This window comes from Singulisphaera rosea (assembly GCF_054877945.1).
Genome location: NZ_JBTYIP020000008.1, coordinates 216,739 through 235,020, shown reverse-complemented (window position 1 = coordinate 235,020; position 18,282 = coordinate 216,739). Strand labels below are relative to the sequence as shown.

The following is an 18,282-nucleotide window of genomic DNA, read 5'->3' as shown; positions in this document are numbered from 1 at the left end:
CTCCTGCGCGTCGCGTACCAGACTGACGATCGGGTGATCGCGGGACCCTGCACCGGCACGACGTTTTCTGGTAACCTCAGGACAAAAGGCGGCGAACCATCCGCTGAGCTTTGCCGTTAGAAGTCGTTCCCCCCGAGGCAACCCATGAAGAATGCACTTCTCGTGCTCTTCTCTCTCGCGACGGCCACTGTGTACGGGGCGGAAAATACGCTCAAGGTGACTGGCGTCCGCGACGCCAAGAAAGTCGCGTTTTCCGAAAATGACGCTGCTGATGGCGTGAGGGTGGTCGTCGATCTCGGGGAATCCTGCCACGACGAGAGTCCATTTCAGAGCGATGAGTTCGAGAATGCCCCGCGAGGAGATCATGTCTGGTTGGAATTTTCAAGGCCGACGGCGGTCAAGATCATGGGAGAAAAGATTGAGATCGCAGAGCTGGTTTTGCGACTTCCGACGAACACCGGAGTGTTCTGGCTGCGATCTGGTAACAAGGTGAGGCGGTTCACTAAGTTTGAGCCGCAGAAGGTGCAGCCGTTCGGTGATTGGTTTAAGGAGGCCCAGCCGGCGAACTGACGCCTAAAGGTGGGATTGACAGAGCCTTCCTGCGATTAGGGGCTTGGTTTGGAGCGGTGCTAAACAGACCGGCAGTGTGTGTTAGGCGGAATCCGATTCTACTTATTCAATGAGCTCGCCCACATTTATAGCTAAGAAATTAACTTCACGTTCGTTGTCATTGCTATAGGGCGGCATCTGACCTCCCAGCCGTGTGTCCGACCGAGCATTTAAGAAGAGGCCGTGATGAGGAATCGAACGATCTTGCTGGTCCTGGGCCTGGTGGTGGCGATGAACATGACGCTCAACGCCGGCGATCTCGACGCATCGCGGAAGATCATGACTCCCGACGTGGCGATCGAGGACCGTACGGGCGGCACTATCACAATCGAGTTCCGCGTCGGACGCGTCGGAATGCTCACTGGCCTCCAACCCGAGGGCATGCCCCCTCATCTCCAGCCGATCGATCTGGTCGCTGAAGCGCCCTTGAAGTGTGGAGGAGAGTTCCACGCCTATATCAACGGCAAATTCTTGGAGGATCTCCATCGGCTCGCCGTCGTTCCCACCAAACAGTTCGAGGGCGCCCTCGTCCAGGTCACCGGAACGCTCCGCAAAGTCGAGGTCGAGGTGCACAACGTAAAGCGGGATGATTACCAAGTGGTCATCCTGGACCTGGACAAGTTTCGAGTCCTGCAACGACCCGCGAATTGAGTTCTTGCCGGGCACCCTAACTTCGCGCCGCACACCCACCCACTACGGTGTCCATAGATAAATCGAATGAGGTATGGGTGTGCAACGAACGGCTCTTCGGCAAAGACTCTACGGATTTTAGAAATGTGATGCGGCCCCTAATTCGTCCGGGACGGTGCGAGTCGATCGCCGTGTCAGGCCCGGGATCATGAGGATTTCTAACCCTGTGTATGCAGGCCAGAGTTCCCGCCAAGAGAACTCATATAACGCCCATGGCATCAGAAGAGGGCGGCGATATTTTTGGCTTCTTGCCGTAAAGGTGTCGGCCTGAACGCCACGTAGATAGCTCACAGGTTCTTCGCTGGCAACGATTAGGGACTATGGGGGGCAGACCTAGTTAATAGTTCTCGCCGACGTCCGCGAGGTGACCGACCTCGCCGGTCGAGATCGTCGACGGAATAGCGGGGTGGCGGGGGGGATGGTAGAATCACAATTAGGTTCACGGAGAGCGACGAACGTCAGGTTGTGGCGAGCCTCGCATGCACGCGATCGATTTCCTGCGCGATCCCGCAAAGACTCCGGCTAAACCCGTTTATGCGGTGTTCGGGGACGATACGTTCCTGCGTCGGGAGTCGCTGGTCGCGATCACGAAGCAGGCGCTCGGCGGGGTGGACGACGACCTTGCGGTGACTCGGTTCGCGGGCGAGCAGACGGGGCTTGCCGACGTCCTCGACGAGGTGCGGACGCTCCCGTTCTTTTCGAAGCGGAAGGTCGTGATCGTCGAGTCGGCCGATGCCTTTATCACGGCGCATCGCAAGGGCCTCGAGTCGTATGTCGAGCACCCTTCGAGTGCCGGCACCCTCGTGCTCTCGGCCAAGTCGTGGCCGTCGAACACCAAGCTGGCGAAGGTGCTCGAGAAAACCGGCCTGGCGGTCGACTGCAAGGGCGCGAACGAGCGCACGTTGATGACCTGGTTGGTCCACCTGGCCAAGTCTCGGTTCGGGGCGCACCTTGACGACGAGGCCTCGCGACTCCTGCTCGAGCTGGTCGGTCCGGAGGTTGGGCTCCTCGTCGCCGAGGTCGACAAGCTTTCGGTCTATGTCGGGAAACGGGCGAAGATCCATCGCGACGACGTGGCCAAGATGGTCGGCGCGGGGAGGGTCGACGACGTCTGGAACGTGCTCGGTGCCGCGACGACCGGCCGAGGCGACCTGGCTCTGGAACTTCTCGACCGACTGATCGCCGCGGGCGAGCCTCCCGTTCGACTCCTGGCCGCGATCAGCTTCTCCCTGCGTAAGGTCCACCACGCCGGCCAGCTCCGCAGGGCGGGGCTCGACCTCAAGAGTGCCTGCCAGAAGGCGGGCATCTTCTCGAACGCCGTCGAGTCGACCGGCCTGCAACATACCCACCTCGGCCCGAGACGGGTCGGGCAGTTGCCGAACCTCCTGCTCAAAGCCGACCTCGACCTCAAGGGGTCGTCGATGCTCCCCCCGCGTTCGATCCTCGAGAAACTCCTCGTCCAACTTTCCCGACCTCGGGAAGACTAATCTCCTCGCGAGAGGGTTGCCGCATGGCTCGACCTGCCGGTCCCTGGTTCGGATGGCTCTCCCTCGGCCTCCTGGCGGCTGCCGCGAATGGCGCCGATCTCTCCGGTGGTTCCTCGGCTCCGCCTATCGGGCCCAAGGTCCCTGTGGCAATGGCATGGGGGCCGGATGGGGCGGTCCACGTCGCACTCCGAGACACCAAGCAGGTTGCGGTCATCCAACCAGGGACCTGGGCCGTCGTCTCGTCCTCGGAACTCTCACTCCGTCCTGCATCGTTGGCCTTTGCCGACGACGGGAAGTCGCGGCTGGTCGGCGGGATGGACGGCGAGCTTGTCGTCCTCGATTTCGAGGGCAAGGTCACGCGAAGTCTCCATGTCGGGAGAGGGGCCACGCGCCTTCTCCCGCTGTCGGAGGGCCGGGTTTTGGTCGCGTCGGTGTGGTCGTCGGCGGTCCGAGTCATCGATTGGCGAACCGGTTCGATCGTGGCTGAGCATCCCCTGCCCTTTGCGCCCGGTTCGATGATCCGTCGGCCCGACGGACGAGTCATTGTCGCGGACGCGTTTGGAGGCAAGGTCGCCGACCTGGAGCCCGGGCAAGTCGGGTCGGAGCGGGTGCGGTCGATCGACGGGGTGAATTTGCATGCGTTGGCGATCTCGGGGGATGGCAAGGAATTGCTCGTCGCCCACATGATCCAGTTCGACACCGTCCCGATCAGCACGGCGAACATCGACTGGGGCCTGGTGATCTCGAGCCGCCTGAGTGCGATCCGCCTCTCTTCGTTCGACACCAGCCCCGGCGACGGCGCCCGACTCCCCTCGAGACGGCTCGCCCTCGACGGCTCGTCGCACGGCGCGGCCGACCCCTCGGCGATGGCGCTCAGCCGAGACGGGACTCAGGTCGTGATCGCCCTCGCCGGCTCCCACCAGGTTCTGAAGTGTGACCGGACCCTCGGCTCGCCCACGAGCGAGTCGGCCGACCTCCTCCCGCTCGGCCACTCTCAGCGCCTGGAGGTCGTCGAGGTCGGGCGGACGCCCGTTGCCCTCCTCATTGATCCCTCGGGCCGATGGGTGGTGACCGCCGACGCCATGTCCGACACCCTGTCGGTCCTGCCGATCGATGGGCTCGAGCCGGTCAAGACGGTCGCGCTGGGCACCGGCCCCATCGTTCGGACCCCGGCCCAACGCGGGGAGGCGTCGTTTCGTGACGGCCGACGGTCGCTCGATCGCTGGATGAGCTGTGCGAGCTGTCATACGGCGGGGCATACGAACGGGTTGAACTTCGACACGCAAGGAGACGGCGGCACGGGCGCCGCCAAGAATACCCCGAGTTTGCTCGGAGTCGGGCAAACCGCTCCCTACACGTGGACGGGAAGCTTCTCCAAGCTCGGCGATCAGATCCATCAGTCGATCATCACGAGCCTCCGAGGTTCGCGAGTCGAGGACAGTGTCGTCGAGGATCTCTCCGAATATCTCGAGACCTTGTCGCCCGCTCCGGCCCCTCCGAAACGGGACGGCGCCGCAACCGGCCGTGGCGAAGCCGTCTTTCGCGCACGCCGGTGCGACACCTGCCACAAGCCTCCCTTTTATACCGTCGACGGCGTGCGCGACGTCGGGCTCGACGACGGCGTCGGCGGCCATCAGCGGTTCAACCCGCCGTCGCTTCGGGGAGTCCGCTGGTCGGCCCCCTACTTCCATGACGGCCGGGCCGTGAGCCTTGACCAGGTCCTCGGAATCCATCCCCCGGACTCGATCGATCGACCCTGGAGCTCGACCGATCGCGAGGATCTGATCCAGTTCCTCGAATCGCTCTGACGGAGTTTGACCCGTTGCGATCCTACTCTCCGGGGACTGTGCGCCCCTGGAGCGGAGTCGTGCGCGAAATCGGGGCGGTGCAGGCACGTTGCCGTGGCGGCCCAAGCCGTTGCGTCGGACTTTTTGCGAAAATTGGGATTTTGCGTTATATGGGAGCTTAAGTGGAATTGTAAGTGTTATGGTTGATTTTAGATCGAGGTTTTCCAGGGACGACTCGGGGACGTAGGTAGGATCCAAAGGTTCTGACACCCTTTTACGGCGGATTTTACAATTTTTGCGGCGTCTGAAACGAAACGGTCTGAGAATTGCTTATCTAGGTCTTTCGGGTTGTGACACGCGAAAGACATCCACCTCGCTCGTCACGTCTCGACTCTTCCGAGTGTTGGTAAGTCTGGGTGATTGAGTCGCGGTTTCGGGAGGATGCCTCGTTCGTCAATCCGTCGAACGCCTCGAGTCCAGGCGGGACATGCCGCCAATTCGCCCGAGTCGGTCTAGACGACGAACGCAGCATCATCCTTGAAGGCTCATCATCCGCGCGAGTTCCTGAGAGATCATCAATATCGACGGTCAAAGTCGCCGAAGGAGAAGGTGCGTGCGCCCGGTTGGCAAGGTCGGGCAAAGAAGGACTGTCGTTCGCGTGATGACCCTCCGTCCGGGCGGATTCCCGGATTTCCCTCAAGTTCTCTCTAGAAACCTAGGCGAGATTCCTTCATGATCGGGGCGTTCCCTTGGTGATTCGCCCACAGATATGAATTTATCGACGATCCAGGGGTCCTGAATCGTCCAAGCCGCCTAGCACGCTTATTCTTTGCAGGATGTCAGGAGTCGGAGGTTATGTTGTTCGATACGTCGGAATCAGGACCGTCACTGGTTGAGCAAGTGGCCATTCGCGTCCGTCAGTTGACCTATGGCCGGATCCGGAATCTGTCGGTCGAGGAGGTGCAGGGTCGAGTCATGGTCCGTGGTCACGTCCCCTCGCAGCACACGAAGCAACTCGCGTTCAAGGGGGCTCTCGAGCTGCTCTCGGGAGACCGTTTCATGGCGAAGATCACGGTTGGTTGAGAGAGAAGAATCCGGGCAAGTCTCCCGCCTGTTTGTCTCTACGCTGATTGTCTCATCCCCTCGATCGCCCACCCCGACCTGAGTCGTGATGTCCCCTTGGTCCGAGGATTCTCCTTGGGCCTGAGGGGGCGCTGTTTCCCCATCGACGACGATCCGTCCCGAATTTGCCGGCGAGCGTGGCGCGGATGCGTCCCCCTTGAGTGTTGAACTTGAGAGCGGGGACGTTTTTGACCATAGTGAAGCCGGACTTCGCGACGAAGTCCCGGGCAAAGCCCACGGGTCGAAGATCCGTCCGGTGGCCGTCGGCCGGGACGAAGGTCGGCGTCCAGTCCGAGATGCGGATCCCCTCCGCGCACTATCTGATCTGAAAGGTTGGGTCGACTATGAGACGGACTCGACGTGGGCCGAGGCTGGCGCTGGCCTTGGGCCTCTTGATCGTACCGCTTGCAGCAGCCTCGTCGGGCCGAGCCCAGGACTCCTGGGACGCCGTCTATCTCTCCGGGACGAAGATCGGGCACGTCCACACCTTCATCGAGAAGGTCAACGACCGTGGCCGAGACCTGCTCCGGGTGCGGGTCGACATGGAGCTCCAGTTCAAGCGGCTCAAGGACAATATCAAGCTCGAGACGCGCTACGGGACGATCGAGACCCCCACGGGCGAGGTTCTCCGGATCGACACCCGTACGGTCGCCAGCCGGCAAGAGATGCGGACGTCGGGGAGCGCCAAGGACGGCAAGATGACCCTGACGATGGAGGGGGGAGGCCAGAAACAGGTCGTGACGATCCCCTGGAGCCCGGAGGTTCGGGGCCCTTATGCGGCCGAACAGAGCCTCTCGAGGAGCCCGATCAAGCCCGGTGAGACCCGCGAGCTCCTGATGTACATCCCCGACCTGAACAAGGTCTGCAACACGAAGCTCGTCGCCCGAGGGCCCGAGGATGTCCTCCTCGGCGACGGGAAGCGGTCACTCCTCCACATCGACCAGATCGTCACGCTCGAAGGGAAGGTCCTCCCCGAGTGTGGCGCCACGCTCTGGCTCGATCCCGAGGGGCAGGTCCTCAAGAGCCGGACCGACCTCCTCGGCGGCATGGAGTCCTACCGGACGACCGAGGAAGGGGCCAAGGCCGGGAGCAACAAGGTCCCCGAGTTCAACCTGATCGCTGCGTCGATCATCAAGATCGGGAACAAGATCGACAAGCCCGAGGCCCGTCACGACATCGTCTACCGTGTGACTTTGAAGGATGACGACCCGTCCAAGGTCATCCCGCGCGACCGTCGCCAGACGATTCGCTCAACCTCCGGGACGAACACCGCGATCCTCGAAGTGAAGACCGCCGGCCCGAACGAAGGCCCGGCCGGATCCGAGACCGTGGACGACCAGTACCTCCGCCCGAACGCCCTGGTGACCAGCCGCGACCCGAACGTCGTCAGGCTTGCCCAGGAGGCGGTGGCCGGGGCGACCAGCCCCTGGGACAAGGCGGTCAAGATCGAGCACTGGGTCGCCGAGAAGCTCATCAACAAGAACTTCGAAACCGCCTTCGCCCCCGCCAGCGAGGTGGCCGAGACCCTCTCCGGCGACTGCACCGAGCATAGCGTCCTCGCCGCCGCGATGTGCCGCGCCCAGGGGATCCCGTCTCGGGTCGCGGTCGGCCTGGTCTATGCCCACAACCTCGACGGTTTCGGATTCCACATGTGGAATGAGGTTTATGTGAATCGGCGTTGGGTGGCCCTCGACTCGGCCTTCGATCAGTCCGAGGTCGACGCGGTCCACATCAAGCTCTCCGAGACCAGCCTCGACGGAGTCGCGCCTTATGAGGCCTTCATGCCCGTCCTCCGCGTCATGGGCAAGATGAACCTCCAACCGCTCGAGATCCGCTGAGCGTCCCGGCCCGAGACCCGGTGAGTTCCGACACTCCTCGCCGGTCTCCACCGTACTCATACCGGGCGAGGATATCACCACATAGGCACGAAGGACACAAAGAAGAGGAGCCGAAGTGAATCAGTCCTTATTTGGACCTGATTCGATGGCTCTTTGTGTCCTTCGTGCCTATGTGGTGACGCCTTCCTCCGGATAGGGCTCGGTGGAGGTCAGCGAGGAGTCTCGTTTTTCCACACCGTGTTACGGGCGATGCGGACGACCGGGCGCTTGTCTTTGGAGTTGCTCGCGTGTTCAAATCGATTGTTAAGAAATCTTGAGAGACGGCGGTCCTCGAGGATTCTCGCGAGTCTGCTTGCCGAGGGGGCGGAGGATCCGTAGACTTCGTAGTGGCGGGGGAGGCTCGCCCCTTCAAGGTGCCGCCCTGCCCTGGAGGTCGTCTCAACATGTCGCGGCATCAGGCGATTTGGCGGCTCGTCCCGCTCGGCTTGGCTACCTTCCTCGCCCCAGGCGAAGACGCCCGGGCTCAGAATGTCCCACCGACCTCGCCCCGAGGGGTGGTCGGGACCTCGCGACCGGAGACGGTCGTCCTCCAGGCGCTCCTCGCCAATCCGATCACGGCTCCCTATCGGATCACGACGACCTACCGCAACCGACAGGTTGTCCTCTCGGGCAAGGTCGGCACGCGTCTCATCCACGACTCGGCGGTGCAGGTCGCGATGGCGACCGGTTACCCGATCCGCGATGACCTCGTGATCGACACGAACGAGCTCAATCGCCTCGTCGCCGCGGGCGTCTCCGCGTCGTCGGCGGCGATGCCGCCGATGGTCGGCTCGCTCGGCGGTTCGCCCTCGTACGTCTATCCGCCCCCCCTGTTCGGGAGGCTTGACGACCCGTTCTACGGGTTCGAACCCCCGCTCATCACCTATCCTCCCTGGTGGCGCGCGGTGGCCTCCCGCGAGCCGATCCGGATGCCGGCCCAGGCCGGGGTCCCCGGGATGCTCGGGCAGGGCTTGCCGCCGGCGGTCGACCCGAATGCGGACCCCCCCGTGTCATCCCCGCTCGGCACCGAAGGGAAAGATGGCGCCGTCGAGATGACCATCGACCCGCAAGGCGTTGCCGTCTTGCGAGGGAAGGTTCCTACGCTCGAGGCCCGCGTGGCCGTGGGACAGAAGATGGCTCAGACGCCGGGGATTACCCAGGTCATCAACCTGATCGAGACCGATGGCGCCACGACGGAGGCAACTCCACCGCCGCCGCAACCTGGGCCGGAACCGAACGTGGAACCCCAACCCCCACCCGCGCCGGGGGAGGGGAATGTGTCCACGCCTGGCGAGACCGAAGTGCCGGCGCGGCCCCACGTCACGGTCGATGGGACCGAACTGGGGACTCGCCTCGGACAGGCCTTCGCCCGACGCCCCGCACTCGCCGGACTGCCCATCCGGCTCTCGACCCGCGACGGCGTCGCCCACCTCACCGGGAAGGTCCCGACCGTCTACGAGGCGATGCTCGCCTACCGCGCGGCGCAGCAGACGCCGGGGGTCCGCGATGTCGACGACCGCCTCGAATTCGTCGTCCCCGATGGCGAGCGGAAGAATCCGTTGATCCAGAAGGGACGTCCCGAGGACGTCGAGCCGTACCTCGTCGCGCAGATTCGTCGGCAGGTCGGCGACCTCGCCCACATCGACCGGGTCGAACTCCGGGGCGAGACTCTTGAGCTGCATGGGACCGTGCTCCGCCAGGAAGACCGGCCTCGGCTCGACGCGATACTCCGCTCGATGCCCATCCTTCGCGGGTTCACCCTGGAGCCTGAGCTTGTGCTCGAGTGACAGAAGCGATTGAGATTCGCCTGAGCCTCTCGATTCGAGTTTCGGCACCCGCCCCGTCATGATGAGTCGGAACCTCGAGTCCCATGAACGAATCCGACGAACCCGCCCGGCCTTGGCCGAGGCGGGTTTTTCTTCGCGCGCCGTTCCGACACGTTTGTGGCGATACGTCGGTGGCTGGGTTGTTGTTGCTGATCGCGTTGATTGCGGGGAAATCGTGTTCTGGAATATCTACGAAGAATGTTCCGGTGCCCTCTTGAAAAAATGACAAAAACTTGGTTGACGGGCCATGTGATTGCCCTTGATCGAAAATCGGGGCCGGGCTTAGGATGGCCCGCGCTCTTGGGACTTTGTCGAAGATCGCGGTAATGACTGGGCTCATACCACTTACCTCCGTTCGAGGAGAGGGGTCCTGGATCGCATGAATGCCAACGCGGATGGTGGCTCGGCTCGAGCATCGAATCGAATCTCGAGGCGATCGGCCATCTCGTCGGGAACCTTCCCCGACGACGGCTTCGAGGAGACACTCGGGGCGACTTCTCGTTGGCTTGTCGATCGCCAGAATCCCGAGGGCTTCTGGGTTGGGGAGCTCGAAGGGGACACCATCCTCGAGTCGGAATATGTCCTCTTGATGGCCTTCATCGGCCGATCCGGCGAAGAGGTCTGCGTCAAGGCGTGCCGCTACCTGCTCGACCACCAGCTCCCCGAAGGGGGATGGGCGATCTATCCCGGCGGGCCGCCCGACCTGAGTGCGTCGGTCAAGGCGTACTTCGCGCTGAAGATCGTGGGGGTGCCGTTCGACGACCCCGCCATGGGCAAGGCCCGGCGGGTGATCCTCGACGCAGGCGGTGCGCAGGGATGCAACAGCTTCTCGAGGTTCTACCTCGCGCTCCTCGGTCAGATCGGATATGAGGAATGTCCGAGTGTCCCGCCCGAGCTCGTGTTGATCCCTTCACGGCTTGGCTTCAGCCTGAGCGCGATGTCGGCCTGGACACGGCCGATCCTGATCCCGCTGTCGATCATGTCGGTCCATCGACCGGTCAGGCAACTCCGGGCCGATCAGGGGATCGCCGAGCTGTTCCGTGAGGACCAGCCCAGGCAGGCGGGCGGCACGCGCGAATTCTTGAGCTGGACGAATTTCTTCCTGGGCGTGGATCGGCTGCTCAAGTGGGGTCATCGCAATTTGCCCACATCGTGGCGAAGACCGGCGGTCCGTGCCGCGCATCGCTGGATGCTCGACCACTTCGAGAACACCGACGGCCTCGGGGCGATCTTCCCGCCGATGATCTATTCGGTCGTCGCACTGCATTGCCTGGGTTATGAGAAAGACTCGGCGCCGATGCGCTGGGCCCTGGAACACCTCGAAAACCTCTTGATCGAGGAAGAGGGGACGGTCCGGGTCCAGCCTTGCGTCTCGCCGGTCTGGGACACGGCAATCGCGACGATTGCGCTGGCCGACGCCAAGCTCCCGCCGCATCACCCGGCGCTTCTCGGCGCCTCGCGTTGGCTGCTCGAGAAGGAGATCCGCGTGCCGGGCGACTGGCAGATCCGCCGACCCGGCGTCGAGCCGAGCGGCTGGCACTTCCAGTTCCACAACGAGCGCTACCCCGACATCGACGATACGGCGATGGTCCTGCTCGCCCTCCAGCGGACCGCGATGGCCGACTCGGTCGAGGTGAAGGACGCGACTCGTCGAGGTGTCGACTGGCTCCTCGCGATGCAGAACCGCGACGGGGGATGGGCGGCCTTCGACGTCGACATCGATAATGAAATTCTGACGAAAGTCCCCTTCGCCGACCACAACGCGATGCTCGACCCGAGCTGCGCCGACATCACCGCGAGGATTCTCGAACTCCTCGGCACGCTCGGCTACGGGCAAGACCATCCGTCGGTCGCCCGAGGGCTCGCGTACCTCTGGCGGACCCAGGAGCCCCAGGGCTGCTGGTACGGGCGTTGGGGAGTGAATTACATCTACGGGACATGGCAGGTCCTCCAGGGGCTCAAGGCCCTCGGCGTCTCGGCGGAACATCCCGCGATCCGGGCGGCGGCCGACTGGATCGAGTCGGTCCAGCAGCCTTGCGGGGGCTGGGGAGAGTCGTGCCGGAGCTACGACGACCCGACCTGGATGGGCCAGGGCGAGCCGACCGCCTCGCAGACCGCGTGGGCCGTCCTGGCTCTCGTCGCCGCCGGTCGCGCCGAGGGCGAAGCAGCCAAGCTCGGCATCGAATACCTGCTCGAGACGAGGCGCGAGGACGGATCCTGGGACGAGGACGCCTTCACGGGCACGGGTTTCCCGCGGGTCTTCTACCTCAAGTACCACCTGTACCGGATCTATTTCCCGCTCATGGCCGTTTCCCGGTATCAGGAGGCCTTGGCGGCTCATCGTGCTTCGGAAGTTCCCGGCGCGCTCGCGTCCCGGATCCCGGCCCAGCCGCGATCGTTCGAGGTTTGACCGGCAGTCTCGAACCCCGGTTTTTTTCTTAAAATCCGGGGTTCTGACGCCCATCAACGTCGCCAGCTCCGCTCGGGATGTCGACGTCGACCCCCAAAGAACCCCGGTTTTTAAGAAAAAAACCGGGGTTCGGTAGGGAGGCTGACTGTTCGGCATCGAATGACCGGGCATGGGAGTCGGTTTTGACCGTTTCTCTGCTAGGTGTCTTGGCCGCTTTGTGGTAAATCATCGAATCCTCAACACCCAGGGCCACGGACGGTCCCGAGGGTTCCTTCCAGGAGGACGAGCGTCAATGCGATTCCCGATCCAGATGACCTCGCGTATCGCGGGTTACGTCGCCAAGAAGAAGCTGACCGCGACCAAGCGTTTCCCGATGGTCCTGATGCTCGAGCCCCTGCACGCCTGCAACTTGACCTGCACCGGCTGCGGGCGGATCCGGGAATACGAATCGACGATCAAGCAGAAACTGTCTGTCCAGGAATGCCTCGACGCCGTCGATGAGTGTGGCGCCCCGGTGGTCTCGATTTGCGGCGGCGAGCCGATGATCTACCCCGGCATCGGCGAGCTCACCGCCAAGATCCTCGAGCGGAAGAAGAGTGTCATCCTCTGCACCAACGGGATGTTCACCCGCAAGAAGATCAACGAGTTCAAGCCGTCGAAGCAGTTCTTCTTCAACGTCCACCTCGACGGGATGAAGGAGACGCACGACATCGCCGTCGAGCGCCAGGGCGTCTTCGACTCGGCGATCGACGGGATCAAGGTCGCCAAGGAGGCCGGTTTCCTCGTCTGCACCAACACCACGGTGTACAAGGAAACCGACATGGCCGAACTCGACGGGCTGTTCGGCTACCTGACGACCCTCGGCGTCGACGGGTTCATGATCTCCCCCGGCTACAGCTACGCCGCGGTCGATTCCAAAGAGATCTTCATGACTCGCGAGGACATCCGGACCAAGTTCCGGGCGGCCGACGCGATGTTCCGTAAATATAAGTTCAATACCTCACCCATCTACCTCGAGTTCCTCCAGGGGAAGCGCGAGATCTCCTGCACCGCCTGGGGCAACCCGACCCGGAACGTCAAGGGGTGGAAGGGCCCGTGCTACCTGATCACGGACATCCACCACAAGTCGTTCGACGACCTCTTGAACAAGACCCCGTGGGAGAAGTACGGTTACGGGAAGGATCCCCGCTGCGAGAACTGCATGGTCCACTCGGGCTATGAGGCGTCCGCGGCCCTCGGGGTCAACGGCAAGTTGGGCGACACGCTGAAGATGATCAAGTGGCAGTTCACCTGAGCGGGGACTCATGAGCTTCGGTGAAACCACGGCGGAAGACTGGGCCGGTCCGGGGTCGATGCCGTCGGCCCCTGCCCCCGTACCTGTGGATGTCGGCCTCATCGCGGCGATGTCGGTCGAGATTGGCTTCTTCCTCGACCGGCTCTCGAAGGTCCGGAAGTACGCGGGACCTCGCCATACCGTCATCGAAGGCGAGCTCGAGGGCAAGGTCGTCGCCGTGATCGTCGCGGGCATGGGTCGCGAGGCCGCGAGGCTCGGGGCCCAGATCCTGATCGACGGCCATCGGCCCCGTTGGATCCTCTCCGCCGGCTTCGCCGGCGCCCTCGACCCCACCCTGAAGCGTGGCGACATCGTCCTGCCGAACGAAGTCCTCGACCTCGAGGGCTCTCGGTTCGCGATCGACGTCGCCGTCCCCGACCAAGGCGGGGCACGTCGCATCCGCTCGGGGCGACTCCTCACCGTCGACGCCATCGTCCGGACGGCCGCCGAGAAGGCCGAGCTCCGGGAACGCTTCACGGCCGACGTCGTCGACATGGAAACATCCGGCGTCGTCTCCCTGTGCAGCGCACGCTCGATCCGATTCCTCTCCATTCGGGTCGTCAGCGACGACGCCCAGAAGGATCTCCCCCCCGAGGTCGCGGCCCTGATCACCCACTCCGGGAGTTACCGGGTCGGTGCCGCCTTGCGCGCGATATGGAATCGCCCCTCCAGCCTCAAGGATTTCTGGGCCCTCCACGAACACGCCCAGGAATGCGCCGACCGCCTCGCCGCCTTCACGGCCGAGGCCATCGGTCGACTCGACGCGTGACGCCCCGGTCTCGGGGGAAACACGGACAAGGTGATTCGATCCGCGTCATCTGTGGATCGTCCTTACGCGCACTTTCTTTTGAACGAGAGCGATTTCGTCGTGGGGTGAGGCTCGCTCGTCCCGGCTACCATTTCAGGCGGCGTCGGTTGCGATAGAAGTAAGCTCCGAGCCTGTGGGCCGCGGCGATCGAGATCCAAACGGCGAGTGACCAGCATGCGAGGCTGGCGAGGACGTAGATCGCGAAATAGCTGGGGCGGAGGGCGTACACGAGGGCGAAAGCCCCGGTACCCGTTGCAAAGATGGAGGCGACGCTCAGGCAAAGGATGACGAACGAAGGGGCCATCCGGGCGATCGTCCCGATCACCGCCCAGGGCTTTGCCGCGAATGGGCTGCTATGGAGGAACGTCAACAGCAGGGCCATGAGGGTGTAGGGCAACGCGACGGCGGCGAGTCCCACGAGGATCCACGGATTCCCGGCCGAGTGGTTCGGGGTCGTACCAAGGTAGCCGGCGAGGGGTAACAGGCCGACGCCCAGTCCAAGCACGATCCAGATCACCCAAAGGCTCAGGCCGGTGAGGAGGCCGTCGAAATTGCGGTCGGGGGGTCTCGGGGGCTGGGAGTCCCCTTCGCTGCAGGCGACCAAGACTCTCGAGAGATATTGAAGCCAGTAGATGAGCACGAACGGGGATAATACCAGGGTCGGTATGGCGGTGATCAGGACGACGAGATGCCCCATCGTTGGGGTGCCCAACGCTTCGGCGTCCGCCATGAGCGACCGACAGTATTCCGGGACCAGGGTACCCATGACCCAGCACGCCACCCCGATCGCGGCTACCATCCCGAGACCCTCCGCCGCCCGAAGTGGGTAGAGGATTCCGGGGCCCCCCTGAGGTTCCTGGTTGGTTCGGCCGGTCTTTCGACCGCTGGACTCCGAGTGGTCGCCGGTTGGTGTGGTCGAAGGTAAGGGAAGGGGGGCCTCACTGCCCTGCTCTCGTTCCGGCGGCTTCCTGACGGGGATGACATGTTCCGGTCCGAGGCCGTAATCCGGGGTCTTCGTATCCCCTTCAAATTCGACGATCGGTTCGTCGGGAATGGCCGCCCCGGCCCAATCTCGACTGTCGGCCCAGGGATCAAGCGGTTCCTTGAAGAGTTGTCGATTGCCCTGGCGAGTCGGGGGTCGGATCTCGTCCTCGCCGAGTTCGTAGTTCCCCTCCCAGTTCCATTCGTCCTCGACGAGGGGGGACGCGGGCCTTTGAGCCTCGGGTATTCGGAGCCGGGTCCCGCAATTTGGGCAGAGTCCGCTCTTCCCCGGTGTCATCCCGGTCGTTTTCAGCCGCTTCCCGCAGGAACACATCAGGGTCGTCACGCTCATCGGCTTACTCACGTCCGGAGTCGAGGTTCCTCCATCCAACCGTCGAATGACAACTGTAATGGGTTGCGGTCATGGTTGCAATGACAAAAGTCGGAAGTGGCCCGTCGACGGATGGAGATCCGTGGTGATCTTCCTACCTCACTGCCTACTGCCTACTGCCTGCTGCCTACTGTCTACTCCTCCCGGGGCGGGTGGAGATCCGAGGTGATACTCCTACTTCCCCTTCCGCGTGCCCTCTTCCCAGGCCTTGTGCGAGGCGGCCTGGAGGGGGCGGGTGCCGTCGGGCAGGAGGTCGGAGTTGATCTGCCAGAAGAAGACGCCGCGGAAGCCTTGCTTCAACGCCCAATCGGTCTTGAGGGCGACGGACTCGGCGTCGTCGTAGCCGATGACGATCGAGTGGTCGGGCGAGGTGATCCAGGGGTTCTTGGTCTCCTCGTCCCAGGTCCGGGTCCAGCCTTCGCCCAGGAGTTTGTGGACGTTGCGGTAGTCGCCCTGGGGGATCCGCGTCTTCGGGGCATCCTTGGTCGAGGCATACGGCTCCTTCACGGCGAACCCTCGTCCGTAGAGGGGAATCCCCACGGCGAGCCGGTCGGCGGGGATGCCGAGCTCTTCGATCGCGAATTTCATGCTCGACTCGGTGGACCGTGGATTCCCCTTCGGCCCCTTCGACGAGGCGAACAGCGGCGAGTGGTGTCCCGCGTAGTTCGTCCAGTCGCCGGTGAAGTCGTAGGTCATGACGTTGATCCAATCCATGGTCTCGAGCACGAAGTCCTTCTTCAGCCAGCGGAGCGTGCCCGGGTTCGACGAGGCGGCCATCGTGATGAGCATCGGCCGCCCCTTCTTGGTGCCCAGGGCGTCGAGATCCTTGCGGAATCGGCGCGTGAGTCGCTCGAAGCCGACGATCTCGTCCTTCGTGTCGGGGTACTCCCAGTCCAGGTCGATGCCGTCGTAGTCCCCCTCGTCCACGATCGCCATCACCGAGGCGAAGTAGCGGTCCTCGGATTCGGGCTTGGAGACGATGGACGCGAACTGCTTGTCCCATCCCCAGCCACCCAGGGAGATGAGCATCTTGACGCCGGCCTTGTGGGCCTGGGCGGTGAGCTCCTTGTTGGGAACGCCTCGTCGCTTCTGGACGTTCCCCTCGCCGTCGGCTGTGAGGAAGGCGTGGCACAGGTGGGTATAGAGCCCGAAGTCGATGTTCCGGGGCTGGCCGAAGAGGTAACCCACGAAGACCTTCGCCGGCGCCTGACTTTCGGCGGCCGGCAAGGATCCCGGCATCACGAGGAGGGCGAGTGCGGCGAGGAGGCAGAGACCTGTTTGCTGTACACTCGAAGCGTGCATTCTCGGACCTCGATATGAAGGGGCGAGGCGTGTCTCAATACCGCCCGGTCGGCCGATCATAACAGAGGCGAGGAGCCCTTCCCAACGGTCGAGGGGATAGGTCTCGATTCCCTCGGCGATCAGGCCTCGAAGCGTCGAAGCCCGCTTCGAGGCAGGGGAACGGGAACAGAGACGTGGCGTTTGCCGGAGGCGGGCGGGAGGGGATTGGGGGGACGTCGACTCGACAATTCCGGACGGAGCGAGGCCCTTTCTGCTCAGACGGTCTCGGCCGCGGGGAGCGGGTCTCCGGGTTCGCCGAGTGCCTCGGCGGCGGCACCCACCGCGAGGCCGACGGGGATCGGAGTATCGGCACCCACCGCGCGAAGTCGGCCGGCGAGCAAGAGACTCAGGAGAGTCGCCGTCACTCCCAGGAGGCCCACCCAGGCGAAGTTCGCGAGGCTTCCATCCGCGTTCTTGACGATGATCTGGCCGCCGACGAACGCCCCGAGCCCGCTGGCGAGGTGCTGCACGGACGAGTTCGCGCTCATGAAGCTGCCACGCTTCTTCGGCTCGACGCTCGCCATGACCATCGCCATCGCCGCGACCATGCGCCCGGCGTTGCTGACCATGAGGACGGCGACGACGAGGACGGCCACGGCCAGGTGGACCTTCGGCAGGTTCGTGACGAGGATCATCAGGAACGCCGTGACGGGCGCGACGCAACGATAGACGGGGAGCTTCCCATATCGATCGGCGAGCTTGCCGATCATCGGGGCGACCACCAGCGTCAAGGCACCTCCCAGCACGTAGACCAGGAAGAGCCGCTTCTCGGGCACGTTGACGTTCGCGATCAGGTAGGGGCCGATGTAGGGGACGACCGCGAAGCTCCCGAACATCAGCGTGACGATCAGCGTGAAGGCGCGGATGTGGTTGGGATGCGCGAAGGTGGACCAGAGCGCCTCGAGCGGGTGGGCGGCGGGCTTGGACGGGTTGAGGTGGCCGCGGAGCGGAGGCAAGACCCAGGCCGCGGCCGCGAGGACGACCGTACCGAGCACGGAGAGCAGGAGGAACGGGGCGGGCCAGCCGTACTCGATCCCGACCGAGAGGCCGAACGGGACACCGACGACCGAGGCGACGGCGAAGGCGGACATCAGTGCGGCGGTCGCCGAGCCGTGGCGATGCGGTGGGAAGACGTCGGCGATGATCGCGAGGGCCATCCCGCCGAGCACTCCGCCGAACGCCCCGGTGACGACTCGGGCGGCGAGGAGGGTCCCGTAGCTGCTGGCGAGCCCACAAAGCAACGTGCCGATCAGGAAGCCCGTGTAAAGCACCAGGAAGGCCCGCTTGCGGTCGAACCGGTCGACGAGTGCCGACGCGAGCAGCCCGGCGATCCCCGCGCTAAACGTGTACGACGAGACGATCATCCCGAACTTGTCGGGGGTGATCTGGAGCGATCGCATCAGGTTATCGCCCAGCGGCATCACGACCATGAAGTCGACGATGCTGGTGAACTGGACGGCCGCGAGCGTCAGCACGACGCCCCGCTCGAGACGTTTCACCCGGGCCGCCTCTTCCGGCGGTATCGACACGTCTTCGATGACCTGGCTCATGTCTCGTGACCTTTCCTTGTCTCTGGACCGTTCCTCCGCCCGGTCCCGCCCGGTCGGCGTTCGTCCGTTT

13 protein-coding genes are annotated in these 18,282 nt (G+C 63.8%); 10 read left to right on the top strand and 3 right to left on the bottom strand.

Features of this window, described 5'->3' with window-relative positions:
* Positions 1 to 144 precede the first annotated feature (144 nt).
* The 10 genes from ACYOEI_RS16585 (at position 145) to ACYOEI_RS16540 (ending at position 13,910) form a co-directional block, all read left to right on the top strand.
* Entirely contained in the window at positions 145 to 570 is a 426-nt protein-coding gene (locus ACYOEI_RS16585) for a hypothetical protein (RefSeq protein ID WP_462850638.1), read from the top strand.
* A gap of 225 nt (positions 571 to 795) precedes the next feature.
* Entirely contained in the window at positions 796 to 1,260 is a 465-nt protein-coding gene (locus ACYOEI_RS16580) for a hypothetical protein (protein WP_462850637.1), read from the top strand.
* A gap of 518 nt (positions 1,261 to 1,778) precedes the next feature.
* Positions 1,779 to 2,786 carry a DNA polymerase III subunit delta gene (gene holA, locus ACYOEI_RS16575; RefSeq protein WP_462850636.1) on the top strand — a complete coding sequence of 336 codons (1,008 nt, stop codon included), beginning with the start codon at positions 1,779 to 1,781 and terminating at the stop codon, positions 2,784 to 2,786.
* A 23-nt stretch (positions 2,787 to 2,809) separates the two neighbouring features.
* The gene (locus tag ACYOEI_RS16570; RefSeq protein WP_462850635.1) at positions 2,810 to 4,594 is read left to right on the top strand and encodes a cytochrome c peroxidase; all 1,785 of its coding nucleotides are present in this window, start codon (positions 2,810 to 2,812) and stop codon (positions 4,592 to 4,594) included.
* Between the two features lie 834 nt (positions 4,595 to 5,428).
* Complete coding sequence (locus ACYOEI_RS16565) at positions 5,429 to 5,656, top strand: hypothetical protein (protein WP_462850634.1); 228 nt, start codon at positions 5,429 to 5,431, stop codon at positions 5,654 to 5,656.
* A 383-nt stretch (positions 5,657 to 6,039) separates the two neighbouring features.
* Complete coding sequence (locus tag ACYOEI_RS16560; RefSeq protein WP_462850633.1) at positions 6,040 to 7,533, top strand: transglutaminase-like domain-containing protein; 1,494 nt, start codon at positions 6,040 to 6,042, stop codon at positions 7,531 to 7,533.
* Positions 7,534 to 7,976: 443 nt separating this feature from the next.
* Positions 7,977 to 9,359 carry a BON domain-containing protein gene (locus tag ACYOEI_RS16555; RefSeq protein WP_462850632.1) on the top strand — a complete coding sequence of 461 codons (1,383 nt, stop codon included), beginning with the start codon at positions 7,977 to 7,979 and terminating at the stop codon, positions 9,357 to 9,359.
* A gap of 418 nt (positions 9,360 to 9,777) precedes the next feature.
* A complete protein-coding gene (gene shc, locus ACYOEI_RS16550; RefSeq protein ID WP_462850631.1) occupies positions 9,778 to 11,808 on the top strand; it encodes a squalene--hopene cyclase in 2,031 nt (676 codons plus the stop codon).
* A 292-nt stretch (positions 11,809 to 12,100) separates the two neighbouring features.
* Positions 12,101 to 13,102 carry an adenosyl-hopene transferase HpnH gene (gene hpnH / locus ACYOEI_RS16545; protein ID WP_462850630.1) on the top strand — a complete coding sequence of 334 codons (1,002 nt, stop codon included), beginning with the start codon at positions 12,101 to 12,103 and terminating at the stop codon, positions 13,100 to 13,102.
* Positions 13,103 to 13,112: 10 nt separating this feature from the next.
* Positions 13,113 to 13,910, top strand: a complete 798-nt coding sequence (locus tag ACYOEI_RS16540; protein ID WP_462850629.1) for a phosphorylase family protein — start codon at positions 13,113 to 13,115, stop codon at positions 13,908 to 13,910.
* A gap of 124 nt (positions 13,911 to 14,034) precedes the next feature.
* On the opposite strand, the gene ACYOEI_RS16535 is transcribed toward ACYOEI_RS16540, so the two are convergent.
* The 3 genes from ACYOEI_RS16535 to ACYOEI_RS16525 form a co-directional block, all read right to left on the bottom strand.
* The gene (locus ACYOEI_RS16535) at positions 14,035 to 15,294 is read right to left on the bottom strand and encodes a hypothetical protein (RefSeq protein ID WP_462850628.1); all 1,260 of its coding nucleotides are present in this window, start codon (positions 15,292 to 15,294) and stop codon (positions 14,035 to 14,037) included.
* Between the two features lie 201 nt (positions 15,295 to 15,495).
* A complete protein-coding gene (locus tag ACYOEI_RS16530; protein ID WP_462850627.1) occupies positions 15,496 to 16,623 on the bottom strand; it encodes a glycoside hydrolase family 18 protein in 1,128 nt (375 codons plus the stop codon).
* 254 nt (positions 16,624 to 16,877) lie between these two features.
* Positions 16,878 to 18,212, bottom strand: a complete 1,335-nt coding sequence (locus tag ACYOEI_RS16525; protein ID WP_462850626.1) for an MFS transporter — start codon at positions 18,210 to 18,212, stop codon at positions 16,878 to 16,880.
* Positions 18,213 to 18,282: the final 70 nt, after the last annotated feature.